Below are 15,835 nucleotides of genomic sequence, written 5' to 3' on the forward strand. Positions count from 1 at the left end.
CGGCGTTGCTGCGGAGGAACACGAAAGGCAACAGTGCGGAGCGCACAGATCCTACAGACCAGCCAGAATGACCAGGCCTTCCTGGCAAAGATAACGTCCGACGCCGACCTCCAGATAGCGGCCGTTCTGCCACTGCTTGCGTCCCGGCAGGAGAAGGCCGCCAAGGCGGCGATGCCGCATAGGTCAGCAATGAGTCATCTGCTGGGGATGGTTGCTGTTTTCACCTCCCCAGGTTCTCGCTTTTATGGCAGCCACGAGCTGGTCGATCCCATGATTGGTTGCCTCGAAAGGCTCGAGCAGCTGCAGGGCCCCGACGGATTGTTCGGCGGAGACAACCTGAGTTCACCGCCGGACTCGGCCTTTACCATCAACGACGCCTGCCTGGCTGTGCAGCTGCTCAGGGCGCAGGCTAGAGGCCCTGCAGGGGCGGCGCTGCCGGAGCTCGAAGCGAGGCTCTGGAAGATCATCGCCAAAATCACCCCGGCTCTTGTGGAGGGCGGGGTCCACACTCCGAACCACCGTTGGGAATTGTGCGCCGCGCTCGCCCACATCCACACCTTGGACCCCCGGCCTGAAATTGACCGGCGAATCGACGAGTGGCTGGCCGAAGGCATCGACCAGTTGCCTGACGGCATGTATTCAGAGCGAAGCCCGCTTTATGCATCAGCCGTCACGAACCCTTCCCTGCTGATAATCGCGGACTCGTCGGACCGGCCGGAGCTGCTGGATCAGGTGCGGAAGAATCTCGAGGCGTTCCTGCCGTGGTTCAACCCGGATGGAACGGTGGAATCGGTCTTTTCGCGCCGGCAGGATCAGTGGCTGGACTTCGGCGCTGCAGGGTTCCTGCTGCCGTACCGGCGGTTCGCCATCCAGAACGGCCGCAGCGACTTCGCTGCAGCGGCCTCATGGCTCGCCGGATTCCCGTTGCTGGAACCCGCGAAACTGCTGGCGCAGACAATGGTCCTGCCGGGCCTCGCCGGACCACTTCCGCACCGAACGGAAGAAACACAGCAGCCCGGGCAGCAGCGGATGCCGGCTGCGCTGGAACCCGAACGGGCTGCCCTCGAGAGCTGCGGAACGTACCGCTTCCGGCGCGGGGAAACAGCGGTAACGGTCTTCGGCGGTGGCGACCACTCGCCGTCGGGCGTTGCCTCGGGGTTGTCGAATAATCCCACGTTCCTGCGGTTCCGGCACGGAAACAGCGTCCTGAGTGATGTGCGCCTCTCGCGCAACTTTTTCAGCCTCGGCCCATTCCGCAGCAAGGAAACCCTGGCAGAGGGGGAGAGCGTCAGGCTTCACGAGCAGGTGGAAGCTTCCTTTTACCTGCCCCTTCCTGCTGAACGGCGCCGGCAGGACGGAATCTACGAACAATCCCATGAGGGGCGGTTCAGTGCAGCCATGGACTTTGCGGGCAGGCCCACTGTGAAGCACTGGCTCGGCACCGGGGTGACCGTTACAGTCAACGGCCATCAGGCCGACGTCGGAATCGCCTTTGACGGCGCAGACACTTCGTTCGCGCTTGAGCTGACTTTCCGGCCAGGAGGGGTGCTCGAGGGTGTGGAAGAAGTTGCGGACGGTGTGTACCAGCTGGCCGGTTCAACGGGCCGGTACTCAGTGGGCGGGGACACCATTGAGTTCGGCCCAGGTTGGCCCGCGGATCCGGACACTCCTCCCGAATACAACCCCGGGGAGAACTACACCTACCTCCGCGGGACCAACGCCACGGAGGGCATAAAGGTCTACATCACGGGCCGGACCCGGGGCACCACGCGCCTGACGCTCCGGGGGACACGTGCTACGGCTGGAGTTGCTGCAACTGCTCCATGAGCTCCGGCGGTATGGCGTAAATGAAAACCACCGCCAGCAGGTTCTTCGACGCGTGCACGAAGTAGGAAAACATCAAATTCTTGCCGGTCCACACGTACACAAAGACCAGTGCGGCCCCCATGGCAAGGTACGGCAGCAGAACAGTCAGGGTGAGGTCCTGCTTGCCCACCACATGGAGTGCCGCAAAAAGAACCACGGACAGTCCGCAGCACACCCAGATGTTGATCCGTCGGCTCAGCTTGCCGATCAGGAGATGCCGGAAAAAGTACTCCTCCACAAACGGCGCCACCACCACCAGCAGGGGAACGATGAGCCAGGCAGGTACCTCTTGGATCAGCGCTTGGACGGAAGCCTGGTTGACGGAGGGCTCAACGGTTCCCGCCAGGGCAACGAGGATTGACGTCACTATGAGCATGCCAATCAGGCAGGCGGGAACCATGAGCAGCGTGAACCAGGGTCGGGTGCCCAGGATTCTCAAGTCCCGTGCCACGATGCGCCGTGCCGCGAGAAAAGCCACTATTCCTACACAGGCATAAGAGAGCAGGTTCACCGAGTAGGTGGCGACGGCAGGGCTGGGAGAAACCTGCTCCAGCAACGGAAACAGAAGCTCACCCGCGAGGGCGAACAGAGCTATGTATAGGCCCAGCGCTGTGAGATCCAGGGATGAGATGCGCTGAAGGTCGCGTGGTGCTGGCGGAATCCGTTGGACTGTATCCATGTATTAAGCCTAGCGTTGCAGCCATCCTCGGCCTTCTCCTACAATGTTCGGTATGCCTAACTTTTTGTTTCGGTGCGCCAAAGTAGTCCGCCGAACTTCCGCTGCAGTGGTTGCAGCGGCCCTGACCCTTTCCCTTGCCGCCTGTGGTGGAACCTCTCCCGGAGCCAGCGGAGGGGATGACGACCGGCCCGTAGTGCTAACCACCTTCACAGTCCTTGCCGATATCGCCCGCAACGTCGCGGGAGACAAGCTCCGCGTTGAATCGATCACGAAGGCTGGCGCCGAAATCCACGGGTACGAACCCACGCCGGGCGACATCCGCAAAGCAGCCCAGGCAGATCTGATCCTGGACAACGGACTGAACCTGGAAGTCTGGTTCGCTCAGTTCGTGGAGGGACTGGACGTTCCCCACGCCGTCGTCAGTGACGGGGTGAAAGCCATGCCTATCGGAGAAGACGCCTACGAGGGAAAGCCGAACCCGCACGCCTGGATGTCACCGGTGAACGTGCAGATCTACGTCGACAACATGGTGCAGGCTTTCTCGAAGCTCGACCCGGACAACACCGCCGTCTTCGAAGCGAACGGCAAGGCGTACAAGGCCGAGTTGCAGTCCGTGCAGGATCAGATGGTCCAGAAGCTGGCAGCAGTCCCGGAGAAGCAGCGGGCTCTGGTGACGTGTGAGGGCGCGTTCTCATACCTTGCCCGGGACGCCGGGCTTCGCGAGGTGTACATCTGGGCTGTAAACGCCGAGCAACAGGCCACGCCCCAGCAAATCGCACGGGCCATCGAGTACGTCAAAGCCAACAAAGTCCCTGCGGTGTTTTGCGAATCAACAGTTTCGGATGCTCCCATGCAGCAGGTTGTGAGTGCAACCGGTGCTAAATTCGGCGGAGTTCTCTACGTTGATTCCCTATCTGAAGCGGATGGCCCTGTGCCCACCTACCTTGACCTGATCCGGCACGACGCCAAGACCATTACGGAAGCACTGGCAGGCTCGCCGTCATGAACCAGCGGACCGGCGCCCCTGCAATCTCCGTGGACAGAGTAACGGTGCACTACGGTGAGGTCCTGGCGCTCGACGCCGCCTCCCTCAGCTTGGAACCTGCGCGCATCTGCGGACTGGTAGGGATGAACGGTTCGGGGAAATCCACCCTTTTCAAGGTCATCATGGGGATGATCAAGCCCGACGCCGGAAAGGTCCTCATCCACGGCGAGCCGCCTTCCAAGGCACGCCGGCAAGCCGGGATCGGCTACGTGCCGCAAAGCGAGGATGTTGACTGGCAGTTTCCGTTGTCTGTGCGCGACGTCGTCATGATGGGCCGCTACGGACATCAGGGGTTCACGCGCCGCGCCAGCAAAGCGGACCGTGCCGCCGTCGAGCATGCCCTGGACCGGGTGGAGCTGACAGAGTTCGCCGACCGCCAGATCGGGCAGCTCTCCGGCGGCCAGAAAAAGCGGGCCTTCGTGGCACGCGGCATCGCGCAGGGTGCCACCATGATGCTCCTGGACGAACCGTTCGCCGGCGTGGACAAGCGATCCGAGGCCACCATCACCCGGCTGTTGCGGGAACTGGCCACGGACGGCTGCACCATCCTGATCTCCACCCATGACCTCCACGCCCTCCCGCAGCTGTGCGATGAGGCAGTCCTGCTCATGCGGAAGGTCCTGATGCACGGACCACCGGACGTGGTGCTGCAGCCGGAGAACCTGGCCATGGCGTTCGGCCTGGACGTCCTCAACCGTGGAAGGGGCTGACGATGGACTTCCTGGACTTCCTGCTGGAGCCCCTCAGCTATGACTTCATGGTCCGCGCTATCGTCACCACCGCGCTCGCCGCTGTTGTCTGTGCCGTCCTTAGCTGCTGGCTGGTGCTGATCGGCTGGTCCCTCATGGGCGACGCCGTGTCCCATGCCGTCCTGCCGGGTGTGGTCCTTGCCTACATGGTGGGTGCCCCCTTCGCCCTTGGCGCCCTGGTGTTCGCGCTCATTGCCGTGACCCTGATCGGGGTGGTCCGTAACACCAGCCGCGTCAAGGAGGACGCAGCGATCGGGATTGTGTTCACGTCGCTGTTCGCGCTGGGGCTTGTGCTCATCTCAGTCACTCCCAGCCAGACAGACCTGAACCACATCATTTTCGGAAACCTCCTGGGTGTCAGCGTGCCGGACCTGATCCAGGTTCTGGTGCTGGGCGTGGTGGCGTTCGCAATCCTGATCCTGAAAAGGCGCGACCTCACCCTGTACGCCTTCGATCCGGTTCACGCCCACGCCATCGGGCTTTCCCCCCGGCGGCTTGGCGCGCTGCTGTTGGGTTTGCTGGCGTTGACATCTGTGGTGGCGCTGCAAACGGTCGGCGTGGTGCTGGTGGTGGCCATGTTGATCATCCCAGGGGCCACGGCGTATCTGGTCACAGACAGGTTCTCGCGGATGCTGCTGATCGCCCCGGTGGTATCCGCGGCCTGCTCAATCGCCGGCATCTACCTGAGCTACTACCTGGATACTGCCTCCGGCGGCATGGTGGTTCTGACCCAGGGCGCCGTGTTCGCCGTCGTCTATCTCTTCAGCCCACGGCAGGGGCTGATCGGCACCCGCCTTGCCAAGGCCCGCCGGAAGAAAGTGGCGGCACTTTCCGTGTAGCAGGCGCTGGCAGGCCTTGGCAGGTCCCTTGCCGCCATTTCGATGGTTCCCTGCGCACTAGACGTTCGGCGCCGTCGAAAGGGCGGGGAACCGTCGAAACGGCGGACGACGACGGCGGCACCCGCCTTGACGTTGTGGCTGGCACTTGACAGTCTGGACCGATGAAGTCCTAGTTGAAGGCGCCGCCCCGGCCGCGCCTCACTCCGTTTGCCAAGGCCTCCGTCACGCTTTCCAGGATTGTCCGATTTTTCCAGGAATCCGTCGTGCTCCGGGGCCACCCTCCTGACGTGCAAGGACTTCCCATGACCGAACATCTCTCACTTTCCGGCGTTTCCCATGGCTACGGGGACCGCCAGCTTCTGGACACCGTCAGCCTGGTCATCACCGCGGGTGAGCACGTGGCCGTCGTCGGCGAAAACGGGGCAGGCAAATCAACCCTCCTCCGGATCATGGCCGGTCTTGAGGCACCCAATGAAGGAACAGCGGTGAGCCACGGCAGGGTGGGTTACCTTGCCCAAACACACGGCCTGCCAGATTCGTTCACTGTGGGAGCCGCCATTGACGCTTCCCTGGCATCCTTACGTGCGATCGAAGCAGAGCTGGACCGGTTGGAAGCCGGGCTGGCAGACGCCGAAGCCGAAGAACTGGAGGCATACGGCAGGCTGCAGACCGAGTACCAGTTGCGCGAGGGCTACGCGGCGGAATCGAGGGTTGAGGCAGCACTGGACCGGCTGGGCCTGGGCGGCCTGGACCGGACCAGGATGCTCGGCACGCTCTCCGGCGGTGAACAGGAGCGCGTGGCCCTTGCCTGTGTCCTGGCCGATCCTGCGGACATCCTGCTCCTGGATGAGCCCACCAACCACCTGGATGCCCGGGGAACCGCCTGGCTGGAGGACCGGCTGGCCGCCCACCGGGGCAGCGTGGTGGTGGTCTCCCACGACCGCGTGCTGCTGAGGAAGGTGGCCACCACCGTGATCGAGGTCGACGCGGAGCGCCGCTCTGTCACCCGCTACGGCAACGGCTATGAGGGCTACCTCCGGGAGAAGGCAGCGGAACGTGAACGCTGGGTCCAGCAATACGAGGCCTGGCTGGCTGCCATGGAGGCCGAACAGCGCCAGGCCGCCACAATCGCCGGGAAGATGGGCTACGCCCGCCAGCGCGACGGCGACAAAATGGGTTTCGATTTCAAGGCCGGGACCTGGCAGAAAGCTGCCAGCAGCAAGGTCCGAAACGCCCAGGAAAGGCTGCGCCGGCTGGAGGAGAGCCCCGTTGACAGGCCTCCCGTTCCGTTGCGCCTGGCTGCAGAACTTGAGGTGGATCCGGAGGCCTCGGATGTCCCGGTGAAGGTTCTGGACGCCCGGGGCATCGCCATTCCGGGACGCCTCGAGCCCACGGACTTCCATGCCGAGGCCGGCGAGAAAATCCTTATCACCGGGCCCAATGGTGCGGGCAAATCGACGCTGCTTTCAATCCTCGCAGGCACGTTGGAACCTGTTGAAGGGTCAGTGACGAGGCCGGCCCGGATCGGCTACCTCCAGCAGGAACTGGAGCTCCCCAGGCGGCCAGGTCTCCGCCTCCTTCCCGCGTTCGCCGCCGGGCTGGGCGGAAACATCGACGAGCACGCCGAGGCACTGCTCCGGCTGGGGCTGTTCCGCACCAGCGAGTTCCACGTTCCGGTGGGTGGCCTGTCCGCCGGGCAGCAGCGACGGCTTGCCTTGGCCAGGCTGCTACTGGGTGGCTACGGCACCCTGATCGTTGACGAGCCCACCAACCACCTCGCTCCCGTGCTGGTGGAGCAACTCGAGGAGGCGCTTGCCGGTTTTGCCGGGACCTTGGTCATGGTGAGCCACGATCGCGCGCTGCGGGAGTGGTTCGCCAGCTGCGCAAGGAAGAGCGATAAGTCAAGGACGGACGACGCCAGTCGCTGGGTCAGCTACTCCATGGAGGATGGCTCCCTGTTGCCCGGGTCAGGGCTCCAGCATGGAGTCTTGTAGGATGGACGAGCCGTGCCACCATTCGGCCCCGTGTGAATTCAAGCACAGATACTGCCTTCAAAAGAGGTAAAGACCGAATATTCTGTGCTGAATCTGGGGCTGAGGCGCGCAGCCAAACCCCTACCCACAAGGATCAGCTGTGCCACAATCCACCCCCACAGAACTTCAGAGCGCCACGACGCAACCCGCCGTCGCCGACTCCACTCTCAGCGCCGAGGGCTACAAGAAGTCCCTGAGCGGCCGTCAGGTCACCATGATCGCAATGGGCGGCGCCATCGGCGTCGGCCTCTTCATGGGCGCCGGCGGGCGCCTTGCCTCCACTGGCCCCGCTCTCATTTTTTCCTACGCCATTGCCGGCGTGATCGCATACCTGCTGATGCGAGCACTGGGTGAACTCGTCATGTACCGCCAGACGTCGGGTTCCTTCGTCAGCTACGCCGGAGAAATGTTCGGCAAGAAGGGCGCCTACCTGTCCGGCTGGATGTACTTCATCAACTGGGCCATGACCGGCATCGCCGAACTCATTGCAATCGGACTGTACTTCCAGTTCTTCTTCCCCAACGTCCCTGTCGAACTTTCGGCGATTGCGGCCCTGCTGCTGCTCGTGGGCGTCAACCTCCTGAGCGTCAAGGCGTTCGGCGAATTCGAATTCTGGGCCTCCTGCCTCAAGGTTGGCGCCATCGTTATCTTCCTCGCCGTGGGCACGTTCATGGTGGTCACCAACGCCCAGGTGGGCGACGGCAATGCCTCGGTCAGCAACCTCTTCGCAGCCGAAGGCGGAATGTTCCCCAAGGGCGCGCTCGTTATGATCCTGGTCCTGAACGCCGTGATCTTCGCCTACAACGGCATTGAGCTCGTGGGCATCACAGCCGGTGAAATGCAGGACCCTGCCAAGGAGGTGCCCAAAGCTATCCGCGCCGTGGTCTTCCGGATTGTGGTGTTCTACGTCGGCTCCGTGACCCTTCTGGCCATGCTGCTGCCTTCGGACCAGTACGTGGCCGGCACTTCACCGTTCGTCACCGTGTTCGGCCAGATGGGCCTGGGCTGGATGGGCGATGTCATGAACATGATCGTTATCACCGCCGCTTTGTCTTCCTGCAACTCGGGCCTGTACTCGATCGGCCGTATCTTCCGCACTATGGCGAACAATGGCCATGCGCCGAAATGGCTGACCCGTATGTCCAAGAGCCACGTACCGTACGCCGCCATCCTGGCCATCGGTGCCGTATACCTCGTCGGTATCCTGCTGAACATCTTGCTGGGCGGCTCCCACGCTTTCGATCTTGCCCTGAATTCCGCTTCCATTGGTGTGATTTTCACGTGGGGTGCCATCTTCGCCAGCCAGATTGCCTTGCGCGCGAAGAAAGGAAAGGTTTCCAGCCTGCCGATGCCCGGTTCGCCCTGGAGCAGCTGGGCCGGACTCATTTCCTTGTTGGCGATCACCGTGCTTATCGGCTTCGACACCATGACCAGCAAGACCGGCGAAGTGTTCCACCTTGGCCTCTGGACGCTGGCCACTATCCCGTTCTTTGCGCTGCTGCTGTGGCTCGGCTGGCAGAAGGTCAAGAACAACGAACCTAAGAACGCACTGTTCAGCTAGCCCTTATTCAGGGCAGAAAAAACCGGCGGCGGGCCTCCCCCAAAGGAAGGTCCGCCACCGGCGCATCTAAAACCAGTTCAGCAGCTGGGGCTAATCGCCCTGGCTGCTGCTCGTTCTTAGTCTTTCTTGAACTCGTCCTTCACGTTTTCGCCAACCTTCTTGGCGTCAGCAACAACCTGATCCTTCTGGCCTTCTGCACGAAGGCGGTCGTTATCCGTGGCGTTGCCGGCTGCTTCCTTGGCCTTACCGCCGAGGTTTTCCGCTTCGTTCTGAATCTTGTCGCCGATACCCATGGTGTTAACCACCTTTCGTTGCCGGTTGAAAAACTAAGCACAATTACCGTAACACAAAGCATACTTACTATTTCAAGTTGGGATCTGGGTTGTTTGCCGGTCTCCTGTTTGTCGCGGCCCCCGGCTAGGCTCGAACCATGGAGCACACCACCACCATCACCAAGCACATCAATGCCAGTCCGGATAAGGTCTGGGCAGTCATTTCCGACATTCCAGGCTCTGCATCCACCCTTTCGGGAGTGGACTCTGTTCAGCTCCTCACGGATGGACCCTACGGCGAGGGGACCCGGTGGAAGGAGACGCGCACCATGATGGGCCGCTCCGAAACTGTGGAAATGTGGGTGGCCCAGGCGGACCCTCCGCGCAGCACTACCGTGAAAGCCCTGCAGGGCGGGGCCGACTACACGTCGCGTTTTACGCTTGCCGAGCGCGACGGTGGAACGGACCTGACGCTCACATTCGGGGCCGGGATGCGGGATCCCAGTGCATTCAGCAAGGCCATGATGGCCGTCTTTGGAAAGATCGGAATGAGCTTCACGCGCAGGGCACTGGCGAAGGACCTCGCTGAAATCGCTGCAAAAGCGGAGTCTCTCTAGTGGCTGCCGGTTCCGGTGCGAAGTCTTCCGGTGTGAAGTCGGCCAAAGTTGCCAGTCCCAGGCTGTCTCCCGTTCTCTTGACGGAACTTCGGGAGGATCCTGCTCCCGACTTCCGCCGCGGTGAGAGGTACGACGGCGCCCGGTACAGCCGCGCGGTAGCCGACGGCCTCGAACTCAACGGAACTGATTTCGCCGAATGCGAGTTCGCTGGAGTCTCCTTCAACGAAACCCAGTTGCGGGGCGCGTCCTTCAAGGACTGCGTTCTGAGTGAGCTTTACGCGCCTGTGTTTGCCGCCGCTCGGACCACGTGGCGCGACGTCGAGATTTCAAGCCCGCGCTGGGGGTCCGCAGAGATTTACGAAAGCGGTTGGCAGTCGGTAAGGATCGACGGCGGCAAACTCGACTACCTGAACCTGCGCGGCTCCAAACTCAACGATGTCCAGATCAGCGACTGCATCATTAATGAGCTGGATCTGGGCTCGGTGACAGCCAACCGCGTGGCTCTGCGGAACTGCACCATCGGCACCCTGGACTTCAGCGGCGCCAAGCTGAAGGATTTCGACCTGCGCACCACGGACTTCCGTACCATCAACGGACTCGAAAGTCTGGCGGGCGTGGTCATTGACGATTACCAGCTCAGCCTTCTCGCCCCGCTGCTGGCTGGGCACTTGGGGGTCCGCGTCCTGTAATCGAAGCGATCTTGGTTGACCCATTGATTCCGCCGTGTAATCTTTATAGAACGAACGGTCGGTAAATATGCTGGTCGCCGGGCTCACGCCTTGCCTTGGAGCTGTTTGCCGTTCTGATGACAGTGTTGTTTATCGTGAGAAGGATGGACCCATGGCCCAAGCAGGAGCAGGACCCCAGGCTTTTCTGGTGGGCGGTGTCCGAACCCCCGTGGGGCGTTATGGCGGGGCCTTGGCTGCTGTTCGCCCCGACGATTTGGCCGCCTTGGTGGTCCGGGAGGCGGTGTCGCGGTCAGGGCTGGACCCGGACTCCATCGAGGAAGTGATCCTCGGAAACGCAAACGGTGCCGGCGAGGAAAACCGGAACGTAGCCCGCATGGCCGCCCTCTTGGCCGGGCTGCCGGTGCACATTCCGGGCATCACCGTGAACCGGCTCTGCGCCTCGGGCCTGAGTGCCATTCTGATGGCAAGCCACATGATCAAAGCCGGGGCGGCCGACGTCGTGGTTGCCGGCGGGGTGGAGTCAATGACCCGCGCCCCGTGGGTGCAGGAAAAACCGCAGAGCGCGTTCGCCAAGCCAGGAGCCATCTTCGACACCTCCATCGGCTGGCGCTTCGCCAACCCGCATTTCACCAAAGGGGAGTTGTCCCGGGACGGAAAGATGACGTTTTCCATGCCCGAAACAGCTGAGGAGGTTGGCCGGCTGGATGGAATTTCCCGGGAAGATGCAGACTCCTTTGCTGTCCGCTCACATGAGAGGTCCCTCGCGGCCATCGGGGCGGGCAGGTTCAAGGACGAAATCGTCCCGGTTACGGTGAAAGCCCGGAAGGGGGAAACCGTAGTTGACACCGACGAGGGTCCCCGGGATGACACCACTCTTGAGGTCCTCGCCGGACTCCGGCCAGTTACCACAGGGGGATCCATTGTCACGGCTGGCAATTCGTCCTCCCTGAACGACGGAGCATCGGCCATCATCGTGGCGTCGGAGGCAGCGGTAGAGCGGCTCGGACTCACTCCCCGCGCCCGTATCGTCGACGGCGGCTCCGCAGGGTGCGAGCCCGAGATTATGGGAATCGGCCCTGTTCCGGCTACACAGAAGGTGCTGGACCGGAGCGGCTACCGCATCGGTGACCTCGGCGCCGTCGAACTTAACGAAGCGTTCGCAACGCAATCCCTGGCCTGTATCCGGCGGTTGGGGCTTGACCCGGATATCGTCAATAACGACGGCGGAGCGATCGCTTTGGGACACCCGCTCGGTTCCAGCGGCTCCCGCATCACCATTACCTTGCTGGGCCGGATGGAACGCGAAGATGCCCGGATGGGACTGGCAACCATGTGCGTAGGCGTTGGCCAAGGGGCCGCCATGCTGCTGGAGCGAGTGTAATGCGGCCCGATTCGAGCCTGCTCAGTTCCGAGGCCTTCGGCACCCTTCTGGTAGAGGAACGCGATGACCGGGTGGTAGTGCTTCTCAACCGTCCCGAGGTCCGCAATGCCATTGACCAGCAGATGGTGGATGAGCTGCATGCGGTTTGTGCGGTGCTGGAGCGGCGCCCCAAAATCCTCATCATCGCCGGCGTGGACGGGGTGTTCGCGTCCGGCGCGGACATCTCGGAGCTGCGGCAGCGCAGAAGGGATGACGCGCTGCTCGGGATCAACTCCACAATATTTGTCCGGATCGCCAAGCTGCCTATGCCGGTCATCGCCGCCTTGGATGGCTATTGCCTCGGCGGAGGGGCCGAGCTGGCCTACGCAGCCGACTTCCGGATCGGCACTCCCAGCGTAAGGATCGGCAACCCGGAAACCGGACTGGGCATCCTGGCGGCTGCAGGTGCCAGCTGGCGGCTGAGGGAACTGGTGGGGGAACCTCTTGCGAAGCAGATCCTGCTCGCCGGGCTGGTGCTGCGGGCCGAGGAGGCGCTGGCGGCACATCTCATTACCGAAATCCACGATGCCCCGGAGCTGATGGCCGCAGCACACAATCTCGCTGACAGGATTGCCCAGCAGGACCCCCTGGCGGTCCGCATCACCAAGTCGGTGTTCCACACCCCTCCGGATGCCCATCCCGTCATAGACCAGTTGGCGCAAGCTGTTCTGTTCGAGTCTGAGGCCAAGTTCGACCGGATGCAGGCCTTCCTGGACAACAAATCCGCCAATCGGAAGAAGAAGCAATCATGAGCGATTCCTCCCTTCCGGCCGGCCCGCTGCAGAAGCTCCCACGCAGAGTTGGCGTTCTTGGTGGCGGCCGCATGGGCGCTGGAATTGCTCATGCTTTTCTGATCAACGGGGCAAACGTAACCGTCGTCGAGCGTGATGAACCGTCGGCTGAGGCCGCCCGCGAAAGGGTTGAAGCCGCCGCGGCCAAATCCCTGGAGCGCGGCTCCATAGATGGCAATCTGGACGAAATGGCATCGCGCCTGGCTGTATCAGTTGACTATGCGGATTTCGCGGACTGTGACCTTGTGGTGGAGGCCGTGCCTGAGGACTTTGAGCTGAAGGCCGGCGCCCTGAGACGCGTTGAGCAACAGTTGCCCGAGGGTGCGTATTTGGCCTCCAACACGTCGTCGCTCTCAGTTTCGGAGCTCGCCGCCCAGCTGGAGCGCCCCTCGGATTTTGTGGGACTCCATTTTTTCAACCCGGTTCCTGCCTCGAGCCTGGTCGAGGTGGTTCTTGGCGCGGAGACTTCTGCCGAGCTGGCCGCCGCGGCGAAGGAGTGGACGGAAGGGCTGGGCAAGACGGCGGTGGTGGTCCGTGATGCTCCAGGCTTTGCCTCCTCGCGCCTGGGCGTTGCCATAGCGCTGGAGGCGATGCGGATGGTGGAAGAAGGGGTGGCCTCTCCCGAGGATATCGATGCCGCCATGGTGCTGGGCTACAAGCACCCAACGGGCCCTCTCAAGACCACGGACATTGTGGGGCTCGACGTCCGGCTGGGCATCGCTGAGTATCTGCATTCGACTCTTGGTGAGCGTTTCGCTCCTCCGCAGATCCTGCGCGACAAGGTGGCCCGGGGGGAGCTGGGACGCAAGAGCGGTAAGGGGTTCTTCGACTGGTCTGGCTGAGCGGCTGGAGCTGTTGTTGGCTCGCTTTGTCCGCTTTCGGCGGGCTAAAGGAAGTTCACGATATAGCCGATAAAGTACAGCAGCGTAAAGAGGACCACCGCGCCGGTCACCACCATCCAGAGGAGAGGGACACCTTTACGGGGACCGTGTTCATCATGGCCTTGGGGTCCGGCCGTTGATGCCTCGGCAGGAGGGGTCTCGCCCGGCGGCACTCCGCCACCTGGTTCAAGCCCCGTGATTTTATTCTCAAGTGGATCCGGATTCTCACTGGACATTTTGTCCTCCTCCCTTTTTTCTAGGGTAGCGAGCCAAGAAGCTGAGCACACGTCTTCCGGAACGCCAATCGGAGCCTGAGGGCCAGCCGTTCTGTGCCTAGGATGGAACGGTGACCCGCATCGAACCCGTTACCCTGACCGGCCAGCACGTCGTCTTGGAGCCTCTGAGCCACGAACACCATGACGGGCTCCAGGCCGCGGCCCGGGACGGGGAGCTGTGGAAGCTCTGGTACACATCAGTACCGTCGCCTGAGGACATGGCGGCCGAAATCCGCCGTCGCCTCACTCTTCAGGAGCAGGGTTCCATGGTGCCTTTCACCACCAGGCTGCGGGACCCTGCTACAGGCGGTCCGGGGAAGGTGATCGGAATGACCACCTACATGAACATCGATCACGAGACGCCCCGGCTGGAGATCGGCTCCACCTGGAATGCGGCCTCCGTCCACGGCTCAGGTACCAACCCCGACTCCAAGCTGCTGCTCCTTCGGCACGCCTTCGAAACCCTGGGCTGCGTCGCCGTCGAGTTCTGCACACACTGGATGAACCATCAGTCCCGCGAGGCTATCGCCCGTTTGGGAGCCAAGCAGGACGGCGTTCTCCGCAGCCACACTCGAACCAAGGATGGAGCGCTCCGGGACACCGTGGTGTTTTCGATCCTCGACCATGAATGGCCAATGGTCCGGAACGGCCTCGAGTACCGGCTGGCAAAGCAGCGCGCTATCTAAGGAACGCGGAACCGACGGCAACAGCTGCCATACTCTGACGATGACGGTCCACTTCGAATGCAGAACCCGCACACGGAAGTCGAAAACAGAATTATTCGATCTCTCCCGCAGCATCGATGCCCACAAGCTCTCGATGTCGGGTTCTCGTGAAGAAGCGGTGGCAGGTGTCACCTCGGGCCTCATTTCACTGGGACAAGAGGTGACCTGGCGCGCGTGGCACTTCGGCGTTCCGCTCAGGATGACCAGCCGGATTACGGCGATGGATTCGCCTGACTACTTTGTGGACGAACAGGTCAGTGGACCCTTTCGCAGCTTCCGCCACGTCCATGAATTCACTAGTGACGGAGCCGGCACAGTCATGATCGACCGAATAGAGTTCACTGCACCGTTGGGACCTCTCGGGCGGCTTGCAGAAAAACTGTTCCTTGCCCGCTACCTCAAAAAGCTCATAGAGTCCCGGAATCAGCATCTGACGGCTGACTGACAAACCCTTTGGACGGTGCTGACCATCGAGGCAGCAGTTGTTCCTCGGCCGCCTCGATGGTTAAGCGGTGCTAGCGTGTGAATGCGCCAGCGTTGGCGAGGGCCGTGTAGTACGCGATGTACCCTTCTGCCGTGGGATGCAGGTTCTCCGGGTCAAAGGGATTGAAGGGGTCAAAATTGAACCATGGATCAGTTGAACCGATGCCGTGGCCCGCAAAAGCCAGAGTCACGTCAACGTAGGTTGCGCCGTTGGCCTCGGCCACGTTCTTGATGACCGTGTTGAGCGTCATGGTGAGCGAGTTGACCACAAAGGCCAAGGCAGGGTCTGAAAAGGCTGCGTCAAAGAGCAGCGGATAGCCGGTCACATAGATGGTGGCGTTGGGCGCCTCTGCCTGGATGGCCTGGATGGCGGCGGTGAGATCTGCCACGAGGGGGCTTGATGCCGGGTCATAGATCGCCTGGGTGAGGAGCGCCTCACGCTGGGCAAGAGCAGTGGCACAGGCAAGTTCACTCGTCGAGCAAGCAAGCACCAAGTCATTTACGTCGAGGTTGTGCCCGCCCACTGTCAGCGTGACCACATCGGTGGCGGGAGAGAGCCGTTTCAGCTGCGTTGCCACAACGTCGTCGGCAGTGGCTCCGCTGCAGGCCGCGTTTTCGACGAGCCTCACCCACTTGGAGACATCCGCGATGGCGGGATAACTGCTTGCGCTGCGCAGGCAGGAGTCGAGATAGGGCTCGGCCCCTTGTCCGGCGGCGTAAGAATCGCCCAGAGCAACATAGGCCAGCGGCGGCGCCGGCGGCATTGCAGCGTGGGCTGGAGCGGTGGCCAAGCCCGCAAAGGCCAGTACCACGGTAGCCAGGCCGGCAGCGAAAATGGGCCGCCGACGTCGAACTTTCAGAAGTGCCATGACATGTCCCCTTTTTTGAGTGGATGGCCGGGCCTGAAAAT

The 15,835-nt window shown here is 62.3% G+C and carries 17 protein-coding genes; 13 read left to right on the forward strand and 4 right to left on the reverse strand.

The genetic code is table 11. The annotated features are described in order from the left end of the window. Window positions 1-33 precede the first annotated feature (33 nt). Window positions 34-1,827, forward strand: a complete 1,794-nt coding sequence (locus M1E02_RS04625) for a hypothetical protein (RefSeq protein WP_479376981.1) — start codon at window positions 34-36, stop codon at window positions 1,825-1,827. On the opposite strand, the gene M1E02_RS04630 is transcribed toward M1E02_RS04625, so the two are convergent. Then, entirely contained in the window at window positions 1,796-2,545 is a 750-nt protein-coding gene (locus tag M1E02_RS04630) for a lysostaphin resistance A-like protein (RefSeq protein WP_479376982.1), read from the reverse strand. The two genes, M1E02_RS04625 and M1E02_RS04630, sit on opposite strands and share 32 nt — an antisense overlap. Window positions 2,546-2,597: 52 nt before the next feature. Here M1E02_RS04630 and M1E02_RS04635 point away from each other — a divergent pair, with 52 nt between their 5' ends. The 5 genes from M1E02_RS04635 to M1E02_RS04655 all read left to right on the forward strand — a co-directional run bounded on the left by M1E02_RS04635 (window position 2,598) and on the right by M1E02_RS04655 (window position 8,772). Further along, entirely contained in the window at window positions 2,598-3,551 is a 954-nt protein-coding gene (locus tag M1E02_RS04635) for a metal ABC transporter substrate-binding protein (protein ID WP_479376983.1), read from the forward strand. Next, window positions 3,548-4,300: a metal ABC transporter ATP-binding protein gene (locus M1E02_RS04640; RefSeq protein WP_479376984.1), complete on the forward strand. Its 753-nt coding sequence runs from the start codon at window positions 3,548-3,550 to the stop codon at window positions 4,298-4,300. Before M1E02_RS04635 ends, M1E02_RS04640 begins: the two co-directional genes overlap by 4 nt. A 2-nt stretch (window positions 4,301-4,302) precedes the next feature. Next, window positions 4,303-5,178 (forward strand): metal ABC transporter permease, encoded by an 876-nt coding sequence (locus tag M1E02_RS04645; RefSeq protein WP_479376985.1) that lies wholly within the window; start codon window positions 4,303-4,305, stop codon window positions 5,176-5,178. 302 nt (window positions 5,179-5,480) lie between these two features. Continuing rightward, entirely contained in the window at window positions 5,481-7,172 is a 1,692-nt protein-coding gene (gene abc-f, locus M1E02_RS04650; RefSeq protein WP_479376986.1) for a ribosomal protection-like ABC-F family protein, read from the forward strand. A gap of 139 nt (window positions 7,173-7,311) precedes the next feature. After that, window positions 7,312-8,772, forward strand: a complete 1,461-nt coding sequence (locus M1E02_RS04655) for an amino acid permease (protein WP_479376987.1) — start codon at window positions 7,312-7,314, stop codon at window positions 8,770-8,772. Window positions 8,773-8,888: 116 nt separating this feature from the next. On the opposite strand, the gene M1E02_RS04660 is transcribed toward M1E02_RS04655, so the two are convergent. Further along, a complete protein-coding gene (locus M1E02_RS04660; RefSeq protein ID WP_479376988.1) occupies window positions 8,889-9,065 on the reverse strand; it encodes a CsbD family protein in 177 nt (58 codons plus the stop codon). 137 nt (window positions 9,066-9,202) lie between these two features. Between M1E02_RS04660 and M1E02_RS04665 the strand changes: the two genes are divergently transcribed. From M1E02_RS04665 to M1E02_RS04685, 5 genes are all read left to right on the forward strand, one after another. After that, the gene (locus M1E02_RS04665; RefSeq protein ID WP_479376989.1) at window positions 9,203-9,661 is read left to right on the forward strand and encodes an SRPBCC family protein; all 459 of its coding nucleotides are present in this window, start codon (window positions 9,203-9,205) and stop codon (window positions 9,659-9,661) included. Between the two features lie 32 nt (window positions 9,662-9,693). Then, a complete protein-coding gene (locus tag M1E02_RS04670) occupies window positions 9,694-10,350 on the forward strand; it encodes a pentapeptide repeat-containing protein (RefSeq protein ID WP_479376990.1) in 657 nt (218 codons plus the stop codon). Window positions 10,351-10,501: 151 nt separating this feature from the next. Continuing rightward, window positions 10,502-11,731, forward strand: coding sequence for a thiolase family protein (locus M1E02_RS04675; protein WP_479376991.1), 1,230 nt, complete (start codon window positions 10,502-10,504; stop codon window positions 11,729-11,731). After that, complete coding sequence (locus M1E02_RS04680; protein ID WP_479376992.1) at window positions 11,731-12,522, forward strand: enoyl-CoA hydratase/isomerase family protein; 792 nt, start codon at window positions 11,731-11,733, stop codon at window positions 12,520-12,522. Before M1E02_RS04675 ends, M1E02_RS04680 begins: the two co-directional genes overlap by 1 nt. Continuing rightward, the gene (locus M1E02_RS04685) at window positions 12,519-13,403 is read left to right on the forward strand and encodes a 3-hydroxyacyl-CoA dehydrogenase family protein (RefSeq protein WP_479376993.1); all 885 of its coding nucleotides are present in this window, start codon (window positions 12,519-12,521) and stop codon (window positions 13,401-13,403) included. Before M1E02_RS04680 ends, M1E02_RS04685 begins: the two co-directional genes overlap by 4 nt. 44 nt (window positions 13,404-13,447) lie before the next feature. Here M1E02_RS04685 and M1E02_RS04690 read toward each other — a convergent pair whose 3' ends face one another. Continuing rightward, complete coding sequence (locus M1E02_RS04690; RefSeq protein WP_479376994.1) at window positions 13,448-13,678, reverse strand: DUF6480 family protein; 231 nt, start codon at window positions 13,676-13,678, stop codon at window positions 13,448-13,450. A 110-nt stretch (window positions 13,679-13,788) separates the two neighbouring features. Between M1E02_RS04690 and M1E02_RS04695 the strand changes: the two genes are divergently transcribed. Then, complete coding sequence (locus M1E02_RS04695; protein WP_479376995.1) at window positions 13,789-14,403, forward strand: GNAT family N-acetyltransferase; 615 nt, start codon at window positions 13,789-13,791, stop codon at window positions 14,401-14,403. Between the two features lie 40 nt (window positions 14,404-14,443). Continuing rightward, complete coding sequence (locus tag M1E02_RS04700; protein WP_479376996.1) at window positions 14,444-14,887, forward strand: SRPBCC family protein; 444 nt, start codon at window positions 14,444-14,446, stop codon at window positions 14,885-14,887. 70 nt (window positions 14,888-14,957) lie between these two features. Here the strand turns inward: M1E02_RS04700 and M1E02_RS04705 are convergent, their stop codons facing one another. Next, a complete protein-coding gene (locus M1E02_RS04705) occupies window positions 14,958-15,794 on the reverse strand; it encodes an SGNH/GDSL hydrolase family protein (RefSeq protein ID WP_479376997.1) in 837 nt (278 codons plus the stop codon). Window positions 15,795-15,835 lie beyond the last annotated feature (41 nt).

It is taken from the genome of Arthrobacter sp. Z5-13 (genome assembly GCF_056499105.1).